The sequence below is a fragment of the Tropicimonas sp. IMCC6043 genome (assembly GCF_004146235.1).
Taxonomy (GTDB): domain Bacteria; phylum Pseudomonadota; class Alphaproteobacteria; order Rhodobacterales; family Rhodobacteraceae; genus Tropicimonas.
In genome coordinates this window covers 1-17,852 of sequence record NZ_SELO01000056.1, presented here as the reverse complement: position 1 = coordinate 17,852, position 17,852 = coordinate 1, and the positions used below count along the sequence as shown (strand labels likewise).

Here is a 17,852-nt window from a genome sequence, read left to right as displayed (position 1 = left end):
GGAGACTGCTTGCCCCGGGATCTTGGTGGCAACGCTTCGACAGACGAAGCTACTCAGGCCGTGATTGACCGACTGGATTGAAGACGGAGGGTGCTGACGTCGTATGCGGACGGCTATGGAACCCGCCTGATTGCAACGGTTTGGCTGGTTCCGGGGCTGGCGTCACGATTGCTGACGTATATCCGGCTTTCTGAAGCGGCCCTATACATCGTCGCCGCAGGCCCCGATGGGTTTCCGCGTGCTTCGTCCTCAATGCTCCCGAGCATCGGCGTGCGCCGTGCCGGTCAGTAAGGGGCGAACTTCTGCCTTGGTTGCCGAACTCGAGCGGGTCAGGACCCTGGCTGGAGTTGAAATTGTCGAGTTCTCCGATGCCTGGTTGCAGGGGTGAACCCTATGGCCGTGTGTTCTTGGCTCCCATTAGTTGACCGTCACTCCGAGCGCGAGATTTCAGCTGTCACGGGTTCAACGGATGGAAGGACGGGCGGCAACCGGAATTTCGTTGCGGACACCCGCCACTCTTAGCCGATGGCAAAAGCTGACTTTGGATTCAAAGCCAGAGCACAGAGTCACTCAAAGTCGGTTATGGTTCGAACTGACGCTCGAGCGCTCCATCGGCCACACATTTGCCGCCGGAGCGTTGGGCTTGATGTAAAACTCGCGTGCCTGCCGCGCAAGGAGACAGGCATGCTTCGAAAACTTCCTCGCTGGGTTAGGAGACATCTTCGACGGTGAGCCAGTAGTGTCGACCGAGGTCAACGGCGGGTTCAAGAGTAGGGTGCGATTACCGGCCGAGGACGAAATCCTGGAGAGCGGTCAACCTCCGCGCGAACCGCGGCAAGGAAGTGCGTGCAGAAGTGCCGACACGTCCCTGCGCAATGTTTCATCCGCCTTTTCCTCCGTCATGTCATCCAGCGACACGAACTGGATGAAACGGGTGTTCTGAAGATGGAAAAGCCCCTTTCCGACGGCGATGGCAGAAATGTCCGCAGACACTCGGCCCGCTTCCTGCAGCCTCTCGACCTCTCGAACCAGGACCATAGAGAGCTTGTGGTCGAGTTCGTGATAGGTCTTCGCAAACCGCGAATCCGGGTCAACGATAGTCGCGGCCACGACTTGCCGCCATATCGGCTTGTTGAGATTCGTGACCGCGTGATGCCGGATGATCGTGGCGAAACTCAGCAGCAGTTCAAGCAGGTCATCGATGTCACGGGACAACGCCGCCCCCATTTTCTCCAGGAGTTTCCGATCGCTTTCGGCGACGATGGCCAGCAGCACCCCGGCCTTGGTGCCGTAGTAGTTGTGGACCGTCACGCCAGAGAGGCCGGCTGCGGCCGCGATCCCCTCAATGGTCGTCGCCTCGTAGCCTTGTTCCAGAATCAGCGCGCGCGCCTCTTCCAAGATGCGTTTCTGGCGGTCTTGCTTCTGGCGTTCTCTCAAACCGGCCACTGGCAGGACTCCCTGATTAAAATTTGTGCACAGCTTTCGCTGGTCCCGAACATATCTTATCTCGATAAAAATTTTTATTGAACTAAAAATTTGTCCGTGCATATGTTTTCTTAAGAACGTGACCAACGGGGATCAGACCATGAAGAATCTTTCGTCCTTCCTTCTCCTTTCGACACTTTCCGCCGGCGCGCTCGCCGCTCCCTCCGCGCATGCGGATGCGGTCAATGTGGGCGTCTGCGTGTCCTGGCCGGGATACGCCATGCTCGAAGTCGCCCGGCAAAAGGGCCTGACCGACGGGCACGACCTGAATATCACCATCTTCGAGGATCCGCTCGGCGGGCATTCGGCGCTCGCGGCCGGACAACTCGACGTCTATGGCTGCACCGCGGATTACACGCCGCTGATAGTCGACCGTGGTACCGACGTGGTGAACGTCGCCTTTCTCAACCCCTCATACGGGGTCGACCACATCATCATGAAGGGCGGTGTCGAGATTGCCGACCTGAAGGGCAAGAAGGTCTCCGCTCCTCAGGCCTATATCGGGCACCTGCTCATGGGCATCTGGCTCGACAGCCAGGGCATCGCGCCGGATGAGGTCGAATGGGTCAACCTGAATGCCGACGAGGCAGTGGGGCCGATGCTGTCGGGCGACCTGTCGGCGGCCTACATGTACGAGCCCTGGATTTCCAAGGTGCTTGAAGCCGCCCCGGGAGCGGAGAGCGTCGTCAACACGGCTGACCCGGAGGTGCTCAAGACCGGCATCTTCATGGACTCGCTCTACATGAACAAGAACTTCATCGCTGAAAAGCGGGACGTGGCGCTGGCGGTGCTGAAGGCCCGTTGGGAGGGGCTCGGCTACTGGCACGACAATGTCGAGGAGACCAACCAGATCCTCGCCGATTTTCTGCAATGGCCGGTCGAGGATATCGGCTACGTGATCGGGACCAACGGCAAAAGCTTCGAGGGCGGGATCTACATGAATGATTTCGACGAATCCGCCCGCGCCTGTGGCGTGCTGGAGGGCGAGCCGCCCTTCGGTCTGCCCAATGGCGGCATGGTGGATGCCATCGCCCTGACCAATGACTGGTGGATCAAGCTCGGCCTAATGGAGAACAAGGTCGACGCTGCTGCCGGCATCGACTGCTCGCTGATGGGGGACCTTGTCGAGGCGGGGTACCGCCAGTCCTTCACCGCCAACTGAGCCTTTCGGCGCGTCCCGAAGCGGGCGCGCCGTTGACACACGGAAAAGCCAGACACAATGCCAACGCCGCATCAAGAGCGCCACTTCTTCGAAATCCGCAAGCCGGTGTCGCGGCCGCAGGCGATCCTTTCGGCGATCGGAATCTGGGCCGTCTTTTTCGGGGTCTGGAGCCTCGCCGCACATTCCGGCTGGGTGAACGCCCTTCTGGTTCCGCCGCCCGAGCAGGTTTTCTCTACCACCTGGGACTTCTTCGCCGAGCGTGGCTTCGCCAGCGATGTGCTGATCTCGATCACTCGGGTGCTGGTGTCCTTCGCCATGGCCTGCGCCGTGGCGATCCCGCTCGGCGTGATGATGGGCACCTTCCCCTCGGTCGAGGCGATCTTCAACCCGTTCATCGGCGCCTGGCGCTACCTGCCGGCGCCCTCCTTCATCCCGATCCTGCTGATGTGGTTCGGCACCGGCGAGGCGCCGAAACTGGCGCTTCTCTTCATCGGCGTGGTGTTCTTCCTGATCACGCTGATCATGGACCACACCAAGAACGTACGGAAGGAACTCATCGAAACCGCGCTGACGCTGGGCGCCAGCCGCCGGGTGACGGTGACGCAGGTGGTCCTGCCCGCGGTGCTGCCGGACATCTTCACCGCCATGCGCCAGATGCTGGCAATGGCCTGGACCTACCTGGTAATCGCCGAGATCGTCGCCTCCACCACTGGCATCGGCGCGATGATGATGCGCGCCCGGCGATTCCTGAAGACCGACGAGATCCTTTCGGGCATCATCGTCATCGGGGCACTCGGGCTGACATTCGACCTCCTCTTCGGCCTGCTGCACCGCTGGCTCTTCCCCTATCGCAAGGAGACACGCTGATGAGCGAGGCGCTCTTGCATCTGGACGGTATCTCGAAGGTCTTCCCGGTCGCCGGCGGCAAGTCCGTGAAGGCGGTCGACCGCGTCTCCTTCGAGGTCGAGGAAAACCGCATTTGCGTGCTGCTCGGCCCCTCGGGCTGCGGCAAGTCCACGGTCTTGCGGATGATCGCAGGGCTGGAGGACCCGTCCGACGGTGCGGTCACGTTGCATGGCAAGCCAGTGGTCGGCCCGGCCCGCGATCGTGGCATGGTGTTTCAGGCCTATACCTCCTTCGACTGGCTCTCGGTGCGCCGGAATGTCGAGTTCGGCATGAAAGTGAATGGCGTCCCGCGGACGGAGCGCCGCGCGCGGGCCGCGCATTTCATCGAGCTGGTCGGCCTGACCAAATTCGCCGACGCCTATCCCTCGCAGCTCTCGGGCGGCATGCGCCAGCGCGTGGCCATCGCTCGGACTTTGGCCAACGGGCCGGAACTCCTGCTGATGGACGAGCCCTTCGGCGCCCTCGACGCCGAGACCCGCTGGCATATGCAGGAGATGATGATCGACATCGCCTGGCAGGAAAACACCACGATGGTGATCGTGACCCACGACATCGAGGAGGCTATCTTCCTGGCCGACAAGATCATCTTCCTGTCGAGCCATCCGGGCCGGCTCAAGGAGGTGATCGTGCCCGAGTTCAAGCATGGCAACCGGATCAACGACAAGGAACACATCGTGCAACTCCCCGGCTATGCCGAAATGGAACAAAAGATCATGCGGTTGATGCGCGAAGAAGGTGCCCGCGAGTGACAGTGAGGAAAGACCCGATGAGAACGGTGATGATGCCGGAGATGACCTGGCCGGAATATGCCGAGGCGCTGAAATCCAACCCGGTGATCTTCCTGCCGACCGGCACGCTGGAGCAGCACGGCCCGCACCTTCCGATGGGGCTGGATTACTTGCTCCCCTATGCCATTTCGCGCGAAATCGCTGTGGAAGTCGGCGGCGTCGTCGCGGCCCCCGTGACTTATGGCTACAAGTCCATGACCCGTTCCGCCGGCGGACCGTTCTTTCCCGGCAGCACCGGGCTGGACGGTAACACGCTGAGTTGCGTGATCCGCGACGTGATCCGCGAACTGGTGCGCCACGGTGCGCGGCGGATATGCGTGCTCGACGGGAACTACGAGAACCTGTGGTTCCTGAACGAAGGGATCGACCTTGCCATGCGGGAGGTTGGCGACAAGGGCGTTCGGATCATGTGCCTCCAGCACTGGGAGTTCCTGACCGACGAGACGCTCGCACAGGTCTTCCCCGACGGCTATCCCGGCATCGAACTGGAACATGCTGCCGTTCTGGAGACCTCGCTGATGATGAATTTCCATCCCGAACTGGTGCGTTTCGACCTCGTGCCGGACAACGAGGCCGCCGTGGCGCCCTGTTACGACGTCTGGCCGCCGCGCCGGGAATGGGTGGCGCCCGAAGGCTCGCTGATTTCCGCCAAGGGCGCGAGCCCCGAGAAGGGCGCGCTCATCGCCGCGCAGTATCGGCGGGACATCACGGCTGCCATCCGGCGCGAATTCTACGAGTTGGGCTGATGCGTGCGGACTTCGACTATTGCGGCCGACGCGTTCTGGTAACGGGGGCGGCCGGTGGTATCGGCCGTGCCGTGGCCGAGGGCTTCGCGGTTGCCGGCGCCGATCTGGTGATCGTGGATCTGGATCCAAGCATCCGCTCGGTCGGCAAGGAGATCGGCGGCAAGGCCACAGCAATTGAATGCGACATCTCCGATGGCGCGGCCGTTCGAGAGGCGCTGGGTGCCCTCGGCCCCATCGACGTGCTGGTCAACAATGCCGGGCTCGAACGCCCGACCCCGCTGGACGGCCCGGACCCGGAGACCGACGCGGTGTTCGACCGGGTCATCGACGTGAACATTCGCGGCACCCGTAACGTCACCCGGGCGGTAGTGCCCAGGATGCAAGCAGGCGGGCGCATACTGCTCACCGCGTCGATCTGGGGGCGTACGGCCGTGCCTGACTTTTCGGCCTATGTCGCTTCCAAGCACGCGATCATAGGGCTGACACGAACTTGGGCGCAGGAACTCGGGCCGCGCGGAATTCGCGTCAACGCGATCTGTCCGGGCTGGGTGCGAACCAAACAGGCCATGGGATCGCTGGCGCGGATGGCCGAGGCGCAGGGGCGCAGCGAACAGGACATCCTGGCGGAGGTCTCCGAGGCACAGGCGCTCGCGGGCGTGATGGACCCGGTCGATGTCGCGGGGCTATTCCTCTTCCTCGGTAGCGATGCGGCTGCGAATATCACCGGACAAGCGATCAACGTGGATCGTGGAGAGGTGATGTCGTGACGTTGCAAGGCAAGGTTGCGTTGGTCACCGGCGGCTCGCGCGGCATCGGACGGGCAATAGCCGAGGCACTCTCTGCCGCAGGCGCAAGCGTGGCGACCTGTCATGCCGACGACCCTCCTGCCGTCCCCTTTCCGGTCGCACTCGCGCTGCCTGCAGACGTGTCCAGCGAGGTCGACGTTGTCTGCCTTTTCGACCGGATCGAGGCGGAACTCGGCACGCCCGACATCGTCGTCAACAACGCCGGCATCCTGCACGAAGCACCGCTCGCCGAAACCTCCGTGACCGATTTCGACCGCGTGATCGCCGTCAACCTGCGCGGCAGCTTCCTCGTCGCGCGCGAGGCGGCGCGGCGGATGGAGAGCGGGCGCATCATCAATATCGCATCGGATCTCGGGCTGCTGGGGCGCGAGAACATGGCCGCCTACGGCGCCTCCAAGGGCGGAATCATCGCGCTAACACGCTCCATGGCGCGGGAACTGGCGCCGAAGATCCTCGTCAACGCCATCGCCCCCGGCCCGATCGATACCGATATGACCAGCCCCGGCGCGATGAGCCCCGAGGCTCTGGCCAAAGACCTTGATACGCCGCTGGCCCGCTTCGGCCGCCCCGGGGAGGTGGCCGCGCTCGCCACCTTCCTCGCCGGACCGGATGCGAGCTTTATCACCGGGCAATGCTACGGGGTGAATGGCGGCAGCGTGATGACCTGACAGGAGACGACGATGAGCGATCCTTTCTTCCAGCCGGTGTCCGGCTTCGACCTGCCGCGCTACGCGGGCGTGCCGACCTTCATGCGGTTGCCGCATGTGGGCCTGGACGACGCGCGCCTTGCCAAGGTCGATGTCGGCCTGATCGGCGTGCCCTGGGACAGCGGCACCACCAACCGCCCCGGCCCGCGCCACGGACCCCGCCAGCTGCGCGACATGTCGACGATGATGCGGGCCGAGAATGGCGCCACTGGCATCCGTCCCTTCGAGGCGATGAACTGCGCCGACCTGGGCGACGTGCCGCCCAACCCGGCCGATATCCAGGACTCGATGTCCCGGATCACGGCATTCTACCACAAGGTCCGCGCCGCGGGTGTCCGCCCGCTGACCGCTGGCGGCGATCATCTGACCTCGCTTCCGGTGCTGCGCGCGCTGGCCGCCGACAGCCCGCTCGGCATGGTGCATTTCGACAGCCATACCGACCTCTTCCACAGCTATTTCGGTGGCACGATGTATACCCACGGCACACCTTTCCGCCGCGCCGTCGAAGAAGGGTTGCTGGACCCGAAACGCGTGGTGCAGATCGGCATTCGAGGGTCGACCTATGACCGGGAGGATAGGGAGTTCGCCAAGTTCGTCGGCATCCGGGTTATCCCGATCGAGGAGTTTCACGCGCGCGGAGTCGAGGAGGTGATGTCCGAGGCCCGTGACATCGTCGGCACCGCGCCGACCTATATCTCCTACGACATCGACTTCATCGACCCGGCTTTTGCTCCCGGTACCGGAACGCCCGAAATCGGCGGCCCGACCTCCTTTCAGGCCATTAAGGTGGTTCGGGAATTGGGCGGATGCCATATCGTCGGCGCCGACCTGGTCGAAGTCTCGCCCCCGTTCGATGCGTCAGGCGGAACCGCCTATCTGGGCGCGACCATCCTGTTCGAACTGCTCTGCGTGATGGCTGGCGGAATGGTCCGTTCGAGCTGATAGGTCTTCCGGCGCAAGTTGCGGAACGGCGGACATGCAATTGATCGTAACCGTTGACGCTGCCCAAGACAAGGCGTGCCCGCGTCGGAACAGCTTCGCTTCGGAGAAAATGCACCGCCTCCGAAAGCAACAACAGAAAGGAAACGACTGGCCTCTGCAAACTTGCTGTGCAGTCCACTAATGGCCGCAAAGCGAAAGCTGCGGAGCGGCATAATAGCTCCTGTCGAGTGACCTCTCAGGGCCGGTCGCGACGCGTGAGTCGATGCCGCATCTGCGAAACGCTTGGCATCACCAACGGCAGTTTAGCGCAGTCAACGGACCTCTTGTCGCCCACAGGTCACCGCCAGTGAAGCGTAGGAAATCGAAGGTCAAGTTTGCCGACCAACCGGACCTTAGCCGCAGGCGCGAAACCTCGACCGATGCGCGCGCAGGATTCGCAAGACGGGCGGAAGTCGGCCATTCGCTGCGTTCGGCAAAATAGTCCGCTCAACATAAAGACAGATTAGTGACGTCCGTCATGGGCGGGATGGTGAATCGAGGTGCCCAGTATGTTTTTTCGGAAGGAACCTGTTTAAGCGGGGCAGGAAGGTCTCGTAGCGACTTTGGCATTACTAAAGACGACCCATCCGCTTGCTTCACGTCAATCCCTTTCCGTCTCACAGGTCACCGCAACTGAATTGGGCCGAGACAGCAGAATCGTTTCGTCCACCTCGGAGATTTCACGAAGCCCAAGCAGCCCAAGGTCCCGTCGCAGCTCATTCTTCAGGATGCCGATTGCTTGTGTAACTGCCCCTTCGCCGCCGAGACTGACGGCGAACAGGAAGGGGCGCCCGACAAAGACGAAGTCTGCGCCAAGCGCCAGCGCCTTGACGATATCGGTGCCCCGCCGGAAGCCCCCATCCACCATCAGCGCCATTTCGCCCGCTTCCTCGCGCGCTGCAGCGATGGCACGTGTCCCGGATATCGCGTGATCGAGCTGTCGACCGCCATGATTGGAGAGCATCACCCCGTCGCAACCGAAGTCACGCGCCTTGGCAACGTCGCGGGGCGAAAGCAGCCCTTTCAGCACCAGCCTCCCGGGCCAGAGATCGCGAATTAGCCGGATATGCTCCCAGTTCAGGTGATCCTTGCGGCCGAAATCGCGCGCAACCCTCTTGGACATGATCGGCGCGCCACGCTCCGCGTAGGAATTCTCGAAATGCGGCATGCCAGACGAGATTAGGGTGCGTGCGAAGGTCCCGAAGACCCACCGCAGACGCAGGCCGAAATCCCAGATCATCCTTGGCGTCAGCTTCAGCGGTGTAGAGAAACCGGCGCGCAGGTTGTTCTCGCGATTGGCGAGAACGGCGGTGTCCGCAGTCAGCATCAGCGTTGCAAACCCCGCGGCGCGCACGCGGTCGACCAGCGCTGTAATCCGCTCCTCCTCTCCGGGCAGGTAGGCCTGAAACCATGCGTCGGGATTTGCATCAAACACCCGTTCCATCGGTGTCAGCGACGAGCCGCTGAGCACGTAGGGGATTCCCGCCTTGGCGGCGGCGCGGGCGGTGGCGACATCGCCATCGAACCCCATCAGCGCGACGATCCCCATTGGGGCGATTCCGAAGGGGGCCTCCCACTTATGGCCGAGAAGCCGATGGGAGATCGAACGCTCCTCGACCCCGCGCAGCACACGGGGAACCAGCCGCATCTCGTCGAACACGGTGCGATTGTCGCGAAAGCCACTCGCGCTCTCGGCGGCCCCGGCAATATAGCCGTGCAGCGGCCGGGGCAGACGTCTTCGGGCGGCAATCTCGTAATCGTCGAGGTTCAGCAGCATGGCGCACCACTCACGCTTGCGGCGGTTCGAAGCCCGAGAACATCGGAGCGCCGGCGATATCCAGTTCCGGCGGGAAATCCGCGCGCCGCGATTCGTGTCATTTCCAGGGGGTTTCTTCCCAGATCGAACGTGCGACGTCGTTTTGTGCTTGGGCGATCTCCGCAAAGGCATCGCCCGCCACGAAGGCAATGGGGTTGCCCTGCTCGGCCATCATTTCCTGGAAGGCGGGCATTTCGTTGACTGCCGTCAGGGCGTCGCGCAGCTTGGCGGCAATTTCCGGATCCAGCCCTGCCGGCGCGACGATCCCGCGCAAGGATGACATCTGCACATCGTAGCCAAGCTCCTTGGCTGTCGGCACGTCCGGCCGGAAGGCGGAGCGTTCCTCGGCAAGCACAGCCAGAACGCGAAGCTCCTCCTGGAACGAGGTCGTCTGGCTGAGCGCCATGGTGCCGGCCGCGACATGTCCGCCCATCAGCGCGGTTCGCGCCATCGCGGCGCCCTTGAACGGCACGAGGGTAAACTCGGCGCCCGAGGCCGCCGCCATCATGTTGGCGCCGAAATGGTCGTTGCCGCCCAGAGACGAGAGACCGACGGTGATCGCGCCCGGGTCTGCCTTGGCCGCTTCGAGAAACGCCTCCAGCGTCTCGAATTCGGAGCTGGCAGCGACGACGATCGTGTTCGGATCCTCAACAAAATTGGCCAGATAGGTGTAGCTCGAAACGTCGTAGTCGGCCGCGCGATCATAGGTCAGCGCTAAGGCAGCGGGCAGGTTGAACGTGCCGAGCGTATAGCCGTCGGGCTTGGCACCAGCGACTTCTGTAAAGCCGATCTGGCCGCCCGCACCAGGCATGTTCTTGACCACCACGGATGCACCGCCAAGGGCCTCCTCCAGGAACTTGCCGACCGTGCGCGCCATCACGTCGGTACCGCCTCCGGCGGAATAGCCGACGATGATCTCGATGGGCTTGGCGGGGTAATCTTGGGCGACTGCAGCGCCGCTTGCGAATGCGGCGACAGCCACCGTTATCAGGTATCTTTTCATGACTTTGTCCTCCCAGTGTCGGTCGAAAAGAGTGCTTCATCAACTCCGTAGCAGCGCGCGGCGCTGCGCCAGAAAAGGTCTTCCCGCGCATCGGGGCCGAGTCCATCAGCGAGGCGTTTGAAAGCGTTCCAGAGCGTGCGATAGGAAAACTGCCCCTTGTCCACGGGGAAATTGCTCTCGAACATGGCGCGCTTCGGGCCAAAGGACTCCAGACAGGCCTCGACATGCGGCACCCAATCAGCGGCCAGCCTCTCAGAGCAGGGCGGCAGCTTGGCGAGCGCATAGCCGTACCCCATCACCGTGAGGCCGAAACCGCCGATCTTGATCCGTGTGTTGGGCCGTTCGGCCAGTTGCGCCAGCCGCGCCCGCCAATCCGCGAAACATGCGCGGTCGTCATGTTTGTAAGGCCCGGTTCCGAGAGGACCGCCGCAGTGGTCGACCACGATGGTCAGTTCCGGTACAGCGTCGGCCAGCGCGGCGACCTCGTCGAGTTGGCTCTGATAGGCCCAGACATCCAGTACCAGGCCGGCCGCGGCCACTTCCCGCGCGCCCTCCCCAAAAGCCTCGCTGCGCAGCAGACCGTCCGGCGGCGGGTTGGAGTTGGAGCGAACCGCGGGATGGGGATGAAAGGCGGTGGTGTTTCGGATGCCACGCACCTTGCCGTCCCCCGTCTCCACGAGTGCCTTCAATACCGGGCCTACGCCCGCGCCCAGTTGCAGATCGGCGAAGGCGATGAACCCGGCCGGGAAGTCGGGCTGGCCTGCCGACCAGCGGGCGATGGTCTCGACCTCGCCCAAGGGGCGCATTTCCTCGGGCCCCTCGCTGTGATACCCGGTCCGGCATTGCGCATAGAGGCTGGCCCGAACGTCGTGGCCGCTTCTCACGTCCTGCAAGAAGTCGGCGGTGACGTAGCGGCCCTCGGGGCGATCCCAAAGGTGGTGATGCGCATCGAGGATCGGTTGTTCCGGCGCCAGCACATCCTCCTCGACCAGCGCCAGCCAGTTTTCGCGAACCGGGAAATGCGGGCTCGCCTGCGCCACGGCTCACGCCTTCTCGTCCGGCCCGTTGGCCGATTTGTTGAAGTAGCGCCGCTTGATGATCGGGCCGACGATGACAGCAACCGTCATCAGAACCAGGATCTGGCTCGTCGTGTTGGCGAAGAGCACAGACCAGTCGCCGCGGCCGATCCGCAGAGCCAACCGCAGGTTCTCCTCGGCGAAGGAGCCCAGGATAAGGCCGAGCACGACCGGGGGCAGCGGGAACTTGAGCTTGTCCATCAGGTAGCCCACCGCGCCGAAACCCAGCATCAGGTAGACGTCGAACATCGGCCCGTGGATCGAGTAGACGCCGATCAGCATCAGCACAATGATCACGGAACCGAGCAGCGGGCGCGGCAGTTTCAGCAGCTTGGCGAAGCTGTTGGTGGCCAGCGAGCCGCCGAGGAAAACCAACAGGATCGCACCGAACAGGAACTGCCACATGAAGCCGAAAACGATGTCCGGGTTGTCGCGGAACAGCATCGGACCCGGTTGAAGCCCGTGGACAAGCAGGCCACCGAGCATCACCGCGGCAACGGCCGTGCCGGGGATGCCGAGCGTCAATGCGGGGATCAGTGCGGAAGCGGTGTCGGCATTGTTCGCAGTTTCAGAGGCTGCAATGCCCTCGGGCTCGCCATTGCCCCAGGTATTGGGGGTCTTCGAGGTCCGGCGGGCCTCGTTATAGGACATGAAAGCCGCCATGGAGCCGCCCGCGCCGGGCAGGATGCCGATCCAGATCCCGATGGCGGCGGAACGCAGCCAGGTTTTCCAAAAGCGGAGCATGCGCGGCAGGGTCCGCCAGATCGGCTCGGTGCCGAGCTTGTCGGAATTGCTCGTGTCGGTCTTCAGAGGCGTTTCGAGCAGGTCGATCACCGGCGGCAGCGCGTAGAGTCCGACGAGCAGGATCACGATATGGATGCCGTCGAGCAGTTCCAGCTGGCCAAATGTGTAACGGTCGGTTCCGAAGATCGGGTCGGAACCCACGACCGAAACAAAGACGCCGAAACAGGCCGAGATCAGGCCCTTCACCGGGTTTCCGCCGAGCAGGAATATGATCGAGCAAAGGCCGAAAACAGCGACCCAGAACACTTCCGACGGGCCAAAGAGCAGCGTGACCTTGGAGAGCGGCGGGGCCAGCAGCATCAGCGCGAAAGCCGAGGCGATGCCTCCGATGGACGAGGACACGACGGCGACCTGAAGCGCGAACCCGCCCTCGCCCTTCTGCGCCATCGGGTAGCCATCGAAAGTGGTGGCCACAGCGGCGGGGGTGCCGGGAATGCGCAAGAGCACAGCCGGAATGGCGCCGCCATACATCGCGCCGTTATAGATACCGGCCATCAGGCCGAGCGCCACCAGCGGGTCGAGTCCGAAAGTGAAGGGCACGAGCACGGAGATCGCCATGGTGGCCGACAAGCCAGGCATGGCACCGACGACGATGCCGGCGAGCACACCGATGACGAGCGCCGCGAAATTCGCGAAGGCGACGACGTTGGGGAGCGCGTGAAGAAGATCGGAATACATGGGGGCCTCAGTTCTCCCAGAGGCGACCAGCGGGGAAGTCCTGGGACATCCCGAAGTCGAAGATCATGAAGATCGCGCCAAGCACGATGGCGGTCGCGATGGCGAGACCGAGCGGATTGCGGTAGCCGAAGGCATAGGCCACCAGCGGAACGGCAATGGCCGTGCTGACGTAAAAACCGATGAAATCCACCGCGAGCGCGTAGCCGAGGATCAACCCGAACGCGCCGAGCACGCGCTTCGGCGCGGAGGTCATCGGCTTGGGTTCTTCCCCAGCTGTGGCCTTGCGCTGATCGTCGATCAGCAGCGCCACCGAGAGGATGATGAGCCCGACCAGCATGGCTGCCGGCAGCAGCGCCGAGATGGGTTTCAGCGAGGCGGTCGGGACGAGAAACGCGGTAGCGACCGCGACGATGCCGAGCGCCGTCAGGGTCTCGGGGCGTATCAGGCGATTTCTATGATTATTGGACATGGCTTCGGCTTCGTGACGGATGGAAATGGTGCGGGGAAGGGAGATTCCCCGCACCTTCGGGCGACAGGCTCAGTTCCAGGGCGTGGTTTCCCAGACCTCCTTGGCGAGATCATAGAGATCTCCGGTCAGTGCCTTGAAATCGGCCCCGGTGACGACCTCCACCGGATTGGCCGTGGCCTTCATCGCCGCGATGAACTCGGGGTCCTCGGCGAGCTGCGTGAAGGCGTCGAGCAACTTGGCTTCGACATCCTCGGGCAGGCCCGCCGGCGCCACGACGCCGCGCATCGAGCCGTTGATCAGATCGACACCCTGCTCGGCAAAGGTCGGCAGGTCGGGCGCGAAGTCAGAACGCTCGGCGAGGGCAACGCCCAGAACGTTCAGTTCTTCCTGGAAGTTCGCCACTTCGGAGATGTTGAGGATACCCATAGCGACATGCCCCCCCATCAGCGCGGTGCGCGCCGGTGCCGAACCCTTGAAGGGCACGATGGTGAACTCGGTCTCGGTCATGTTCTGAAGCTTGATCAGCATGAAGTGGTCGTCGCCGCCGAGGCTCGACATGCCGACCGTGATCGCGCCCGGGTTTTCCTTGGCTTCGGCGATCAGCTTGTCGATCGTGTCCAGACCGCTGTTCTTGGACGTGACGATCACGTTAGGGTCGTTCACCACGTTCGCGAGATAGGTGAAGCTGTCGCGGTCATAATCGGCTTGGCGATCGAGCGTGCGAGCCATCATGCCGGGCAGGTTGAAAGTGCCGAGCGTATAGCCGTCGGGATCGGAATTGGCCACTTCGGTGATGCCGATCTGGCCCGAGGCGCCCGGCATGTTCTTGACGACGATGCTGGCGCCTTCGCCCAGGTATTTCTCGATGAAGGGTGCGGTGGTGCGCGCCATCACGTCGGTGCCGCCACCGGCCGAATAGCCGACGATCACCTGGATCGGTTTTTCCGGGTATTCGGCCAAAGCCATGCCACCGGCAAGGATCATCACACCGGCAAGTGCGGCGCATTTCATGGTCGTTTTCATAGTGTCTCCTCCCATTAATCTCGAGACGTTTCAGACTTGCGGAAAGACGCAGCCCTTTTCCTTCAGGGCCTTGTCCACCCAGCTGCGGTCGTTGGTACCCTCGGCAATCGCCTTCATCTGTCGGGTTTCGGCGTCCTGCTTGGCCTGGGTCTTTTTCAGGATTTCCTCGGCATCGGCGAGCGGCACGCAAAGCACGCCGTCGGAGTCGCCGATCATGATATCCCCGGGTTCTATGACCATGCCGTCTAGGCTGATCGGGACGTTGATCTCGCCCGGGCCGTCCTTGTAGGGGCCGCGATGGGTTACGCCGACGGCGAAGGTCGGAAGGTTGGTTTCGACGAAGGCATCAACGTCGCGGATCGCACCGTTGAGCACGAACCCCGCAACGCCACGTTTCTTGGCATAAGCCAGCATCAACTCACCCATCAGCGAATTGGTCACGTCGCCTCCCGCATCGCAGACGATCACGTCGCCCGGCTCGGCCATGTCGATCGCCTTGTGCAGCACCAAGTTGTCGCCGGGACGCGCGCGAACGGTGAGCGCCACGCCCGCCATTCCGCCGCTTGCATGCATCGGGCGCAACCTTGCGCCGCCGGCGGTCATGCGGGACATGCAGTCGGAAACATTTGCGACGGGCAGTTTGGCGAAAGCCTCGACTAGAGCCTTGTCGGCAACCCGGCTGCGATTGCGGATCTCGAATCCGATGGTCATGGTCTTTCCTTATGCTTCAACGAGAGGATGGCGGGGTTGTGCGAGCTGGGCACGGTTCACGATACGAGACGGCGGGATCGGCCGGCCCTCGAGCACATCGAAAATGCCCTGCACCGCGGTCACGCCGACACGCGCGGAGGCCTGCGCGGTAACGCCGCCGATATGCGGTGTCACGACGAGTGTCGACACATCCCAAAACGGATGATCCGCGGCGGGCGGCTCCGTGGCGAAGCTGTCGAGACCGGCACCGGCGAGATGGCCGGATTTCAACGCCTCGACCAATGCCGCTTCGTCGATCAGCCCGCCTCGGGCGGTGTTCACGACATAAGCGCCCGTGGGAAGCTTCGCGATCGCGTCGGCATCGAGGATACCGCGCGTCTCGGCGGTCAGTGGGCAATGCAGGCTGAGAACATCGGAAACCGGCAACAGAGCCTCGAAGCTGTCGCAACGTGTCATGCCGAGGCCATCGAACACCTCCTGCGGAGCAAAGGGGTCGTACCCGGCCAGTTTCATGCCGAGCCCCTTCGCCATGCGTGCGGTCGCCTGGGCGATTGAGCCGGTGCCCACGAGGCCCAGCGTCGAGCCACCCAGTTCCCGGCCGGCAAAGCCCGGCTTTTCCCAGCGGCCCTCGCGCAGAGACTTGTCGAGCGGCAGCAGTTTCTTGACCGTTGCCAGCATCAAGGCGATGGCGTGCTCGGCGACAGACACCGCGTTCGCGCCAGTTGCCACAAGCACCGGAATGCCACGCTCGGCGGCAGCCGCGGTGTCGATATTGTCGACCCCCACGCCATGCTTCGAGATCACCTTCAGCGCCGGAGCCGCATCCATAACCGACGCATCAATACGCCCCATCCGCGAGACAAGACCTTCCGCACCGGTTTCCACCAGACGTTTCGCAATCACCTCCGCATCGGCATAGGGAGGTGTGTGCACGGTTTGATACCCTTTCTGCGCCACCAGTTCCGCTGCCTTCAGGTGAAGGTCCGGCCCGGTTACGAGGATGGTTTTCGTCATGACAAGTCTCTCCCTTCCCTCCGCCCGGAAGGACGAAGGGTGCAACAACGCGAATTCTGGTGTGGTCCGCGCACTGCCTCCCTGCAGCGACGGGCGTGTCCTCCATTTCGAAGGACGCTATAGAGAAGGCAAACTTTTCAAAAGCGAAAAAATCTTTTCACTTGATGAAGCAAAACTGTATATTGATCACGCTGGCGCGGACTTGCAGGTCAAAGTCGCCAAAAAACCGCTTTAATCTCAGGCGTGAAACGAAGCGAGCCTCGGTCGGAGAAGCAGGAAATGGACATCAGGCAACTGCAGACACTCGTCGCAATCGCCGACCATGGTACGTTTGCACGGGCCGCTGAAGTCGTTCACATCACGCCCTCAGCAGTCAGTCAGCAGATTCGTGCGCTCGAAAGCGAGTTCGGTGTTCCGCTGTTCAACCGGGAGTCCCGGCCGCCGAGCCTCAACCTCCAAGGGCTTCAACTCATCGAAATGGCGCGCAAGGTGTTGCGGACGGTCGAGGAGACAAAGATCATCCTCGATGGTCGCCGCGCCACGGGGACCTTGACCATCGGTTCGGTGCGCACCTCCACGATCGGGTTGCTGCCGCTCGCCATCGTCGGGCTTCGGCAAACATACCCCGAGTTGAAGGTCAACTTGCGCGTGGGTTTGTCGAACGAGTTGATCAACGACTTGCTGGCGGACCGGATCAACATGGGGATCGTGGCCGAGCATGTCGGCATGCCGCGGACGCTGAAATGGAGTCCCTTCATCCGCGAGCCCCTTGTGGTGATCGCACCACCGGATGCTGGGGGGGAGACCTTCACGGAGATCCTCGAAAACACGCCTTTCATCCGTTTCAGCAGTCCGGTGCCGCTCGCTAACCTGATTGACACGGAGCTTGCCAAAATGGGCATCTTTACCAATGACATCGCCGAGATCGACACGATCCCTGCCATTGTCGAGTTCGTGACCGGCGGGCTTGGCGCAGGCGTGGTTCCCAGTATTGCCCTACGTAGCAACAACTTGCCGTTGAAGACTCTGCCTTTTGGCGACCCACCGGTGTTCCGACAGATCGGCATCGTCCAGGCCGCCAATTCGCCCAAGGCGCGGTTTTTCGACGAGGTGCACCGGCAGCTTGCAAACGCCGCCGGAGAATGGGGCGTTTATCCCTCCGACGATACGAGCGTCGGGACAGAAACGGTGGCGTAGAGCTGAAAGAGCCCCCCCCAATGGTAAACGGAAAGGGCGATATCAGAGCAAATCCAGTGGAGCTTGGCAAGGTGGTCTCCTCGCCTATCAGGATTTCGAGCGGCGTCAGTTCAGCGCCGCATGATGGATTGAGATCCTGACCAATTTGAGAAACGTTTGTAGCAGTCTGGCTGCAACAAGCAGACGCTTGGACATTAGATGCCGAAAGGCAGCTAAGGGCCGTTCGCACCCATTGCGAATTCGGGTGACGGAATCTTTGCAAAGGTTGCTCTCTGCGTATCGCGGACGTTTGCACAGTGCGCAACGGACGACCGCATTCCGCGATAGAAATTGGATACTCTGGTGTCCGGAGGCCTAGGTGTTTGATCCCACGGTTTGATGGTGCGATCCATTCGCTGGAATGGAAGGAAGCCCTATGGGACAGGTACGTCACGGCAGCGCCACGACCACGCACGCCATCCGAGCAGCAATACAGCGATC

Annotated in this window: 18 protein-coding genes; 9 read left to right on the top strand and 9 right to left on the bottom strand. The window is 62.6% G+C overall.

From position 1 onward, the window contains the following. Positions 1–813 precede the first annotated feature (813 nt). Entirely contained in the window at positions 814–1,398 is a 585-nt protein-coding gene (locus EU800_RS23435) for a TetR/AcrR family transcriptional regulator (RefSeq protein WP_207209982.1), read from the bottom strand. A 187-nt stretch (positions 1,399–1,585) separates the two neighbouring features. Here EU800_RS23435 and EU800_RS23430 point away from each other — a divergent pair, with 187 nt between their 5' ends. The 7 genes from EU800_RS23430 to speB are packed head-to-tail and all read left to right on the top strand — an operon-like array spanning position 1,586 to position 7,542. Next, positions 1,586–2,647, top strand: a complete 1,062-nt coding sequence (locus tag EU800_RS23430; RefSeq protein WP_129635919.1) for an ABC transporter substrate-binding protein — start codon at positions 1,586–1,588, stop codon at positions 2,645–2,647. A 57-nt stretch (positions 2,648–2,704) separates the two neighbouring features. Next, positions 2,705–3,514, top strand: coding sequence for an ABC transporter permease (locus tag EU800_RS23425; RefSeq protein ID WP_129635918.1), 810 nt, complete (start codon positions 2,705–2,707; stop codon positions 3,512–3,514). Beyond that, positions 3,514–4,302, top strand: a complete 789-nt coding sequence (locus EU800_RS23420; RefSeq protein ID WP_129635917.1) for an ABC transporter ATP-binding protein — start codon at positions 3,514–3,516, stop codon at positions 4,300–4,302. Before EU800_RS23425 ends, EU800_RS23420 begins: the two co-directional genes overlap by 1 nt. Positions 4,303–4,319: 17 nt before the next feature. After that, the gene (locus EU800_RS23415; protein WP_129635916.1) at positions 4,320–5,087 is read left to right on the top strand and encodes a creatininase; all 768 of its coding nucleotides are present in this window, start codon (positions 4,320–4,322) and stop codon (positions 5,085–5,087) included. Next, positions 5,087–5,854 (top strand): SDR family NAD(P)-dependent oxidoreductase, encoded by a 768-nt coding sequence (locus tag EU800_RS23410; RefSeq protein ID WP_129635915.1) that lies wholly within the window; start codon positions 5,087–5,089, stop codon positions 5,852–5,854. Before EU800_RS23415 ends, EU800_RS23410 begins: the two co-directional genes overlap by 1 nt. Continuing rightward, positions 5,851–6,561, top strand: coding sequence for an SDR family NAD(P)-dependent oxidoreductase (locus EU800_RS23405; protein ID WP_129635914.1), 711 nt, complete (start codon positions 5,851–5,853; stop codon positions 6,559–6,561). Before EU800_RS23410 ends, EU800_RS23405 begins: the two co-directional genes overlap by 4 nt. A 12-nt stretch (positions 6,562–6,573) precedes the next feature. Next, the gene (gene speB, locus EU800_RS23400) at positions 6,574–7,542 is read left to right on the top strand and encodes an agmatinase (RefSeq protein WP_129635913.1); all 969 of its coding nucleotides are present in this window, start codon (positions 6,574–6,576) and stop codon (positions 7,540–7,542) included. A 640-nt stretch (positions 7,543–8,182) separates the two neighbouring features. Here speB and EU800_RS23395 read toward each other — a convergent pair. From EU800_RS23395 to EU800_RS23360, 8 genes are all read right to left on the bottom strand, one after another. Next, entirely contained in the window at positions 8,183–9,358 is a 1,176-nt protein-coding gene (locus tag EU800_RS23395) for an alpha-hydroxy acid oxidase (protein WP_129635912.1), read from the bottom strand. Positions 9,359–9,455: 97 nt separating this feature from the next. Next, positions 9,456–10,400, bottom strand: a complete 945-nt coding sequence (locus tag EU800_RS23390) for a tripartite tricarboxylate transporter substrate binding protein (protein ID WP_129635911.1) — start codon at positions 10,398–10,400, stop codon at positions 9,456–9,458. After that, complete coding sequence (locus EU800_RS23385) at positions 10,397–11,440, bottom strand: amidohydrolase (protein ID WP_129635910.1); 1,044 nt, start codon at positions 11,438–11,440, stop codon at positions 10,397–10,399. The genes EU800_RS23390 and EU800_RS23385 overlap by 4 nt, the downstream gene beginning before the upstream one ends. A 3-nt stretch (positions 11,441–11,443) precedes the next feature. After that, positions 11,444–12,958 (bottom strand): tripartite tricarboxylate transporter permease, encoded by a 1,515-nt coding sequence (locus EU800_RS23380; protein ID WP_129635909.1) that lies wholly within the window; start codon positions 12,956–12,958, stop codon positions 11,444–11,446. A 7-nt stretch (positions 12,959–12,965) separates the two neighbouring features. Beyond that, on the bottom strand, positions 12,966–13,427 hold the full coding sequence (locus EU800_RS23375) for a tripartite tricarboxylate transporter TctB family protein (RefSeq protein ID WP_129635908.1): 462 nt from the start codon (positions 13,425–13,427) through the stop codon (positions 12,966–12,968). Positions 13,428–13,496: 69 nt separating this feature from the next. Next, positions 13,497–14,450, bottom strand: coding sequence for a tripartite tricarboxylate transporter substrate binding protein (locus tag EU800_RS23370; RefSeq protein ID WP_129635907.1), 954 nt, complete (start codon positions 14,448–14,450; stop codon positions 13,497–13,499). Between the two features lie 30 nt (positions 14,451–14,480). After that, on the bottom strand, positions 14,481–15,161 hold the full coding sequence (locus EU800_RS23365) for an RraA family protein (RefSeq protein ID WP_129635906.1): 681 nt from the start codon (positions 15,159–15,161) through the stop codon (positions 14,481–14,483). Between the two features lie 9 nt (positions 15,162–15,170). Next, positions 15,171–16,175, bottom strand: coding sequence for a hydroxyacid dehydrogenase (locus EU800_RS23360; protein WP_129635905.1), 1,005 nt, complete (start codon positions 16,173–16,175; stop codon positions 15,171–15,173). Between EU800_RS23360 and EU800_RS23355 the strand changes: the two genes are divergently transcribed. Both EU800_RS23355 and EU800_RS23350 read left to right on the top strand, forming a co-directional pair. After that, positions 16,174–16,410, top strand: a complete 237-nt coding sequence (locus EU800_RS23355) for a hypothetical protein (protein ID WP_129635904.1) — start codon at positions 16,174–16,176, stop codon at positions 16,408–16,410. The genes EU800_RS23360 and EU800_RS23355 overlap by 2 nt on opposite strands. Before the next feature lie 44 nt (positions 16,411–16,454). Beyond that, positions 16,455–17,372, top strand: a complete 918-nt coding sequence (locus tag EU800_RS23350) for a LysR family transcriptional regulator (RefSeq protein ID WP_129635903.1) — start codon at positions 16,455–16,457, stop codon at positions 17,370–17,372. Positions 17,373–17,852 lie beyond the last annotated feature (480 nt).

What these genes read in the sequence shown, in the direction of transcription:
- EU800_RS23430 (WP_129635919.1), top strand. Translation starts at nt 1,586, where the DNA reads ATGAAGAATCTTTCGTCCTTCCTTCTCCTTTCGACACTTTCCGCCGGC.
- EU800_RS23420 (WP_129635917.1), top strand. Translation starts at nt 3,514, where the DNA reads ATGAGCGAGGCGCTCTTGCATCTGGACGGTATCTCGAAGGTCTTCCCG.
- speB (WP_129635913.1), top strand. Translation starts at nt 6,574, where the DNA reads ATGAGCGATCCTTTCTTCCAGCCGGTGTCCGGCTTCGACCTGCCGCGC.
- EU800_RS23360 (WP_129635905.1), bottom strand. Translation starts at nt 16,175, where the DNA reads ATGACGAAAACCATCCTCGTAACCGGGCCGGACCTTCACCTGAAGGCA.
- EU800_RS23410 (WP_129635915.1), top strand. Translation starts at nt 5,087, where the DNA reads ATGCGTGCGGACTTCGACTATTGCGGCCGACGCGTTCTGGTAACGGGG.
- EU800_RS23415 (WP_129635916.1), top strand. Translation starts at nt 4,320, where the DNA reads ATGAGAACGGTGATGATGCCGGAGATGACCTGGCCGGAATATGCCGAG.
- EU800_RS23355 (WP_129635904.1), top strand. Translation starts at nt 16,174, where the DNA reads ATGACAAGTCTCTCCCTTCCCTCCGCCCGGAAGGACGAAGGGTGCAAC.
- EU800_RS23350 (WP_129635903.1), top strand. Translation starts at nt 16,455, where the DNA reads ATGGACATCAGGCAACTGCAGACACTCGTCGCAATCGCCGACCATGGT.
- EU800_RS23370 (WP_129635907.1), bottom strand. Translation starts at nt 14,450, where the DNA reads ATGAAAACGACCATGAAATGCGCCGCACTTGCCGGTGTGATGATCCTT.
- EU800_RS23395 (WP_129635912.1), bottom strand. Translation starts at nt 9,358, where the DNA reads ATGCTGCTGAACCTCGACGATTACGAGATTGCCGCCCGAAGACGTCTG.
- EU800_RS23365 (WP_129635906.1), bottom strand. Translation starts at nt 15,161, where the DNA reads ATGACCATCGGATTCGAGATCCGCAATCGCAGCCGGGTTGCCGACAAG.
- EU800_RS23375 (WP_129635908.1), bottom strand. Translation starts at nt 13,427, where the DNA reads ATGTCCAATAATCATAGAAATCGCCTGATACGCCCCGAGACCCTGACG.
- EU800_RS23390 (WP_129635911.1), bottom strand. Translation starts at nt 10,400, where the DNA reads ATGAAAAGATACCTGATAACGGTGGCTGTCGCCGCATTCGCAAGCGGC.
- EU800_RS23380 (WP_129635909.1), bottom strand. Translation starts at nt 12,958, where the DNA reads ATGTATTCCGATCTTCTTCACGCGCTCCCCAACGTCGTCGCCTTCGCG.
- EU800_RS23425 (WP_129635918.1), top strand. Translation starts at nt 2,705, where the DNA reads ATGCCAACGCCGCATCAAGAGCGCCACTTCTTCGAAATCCGCAAGCCG.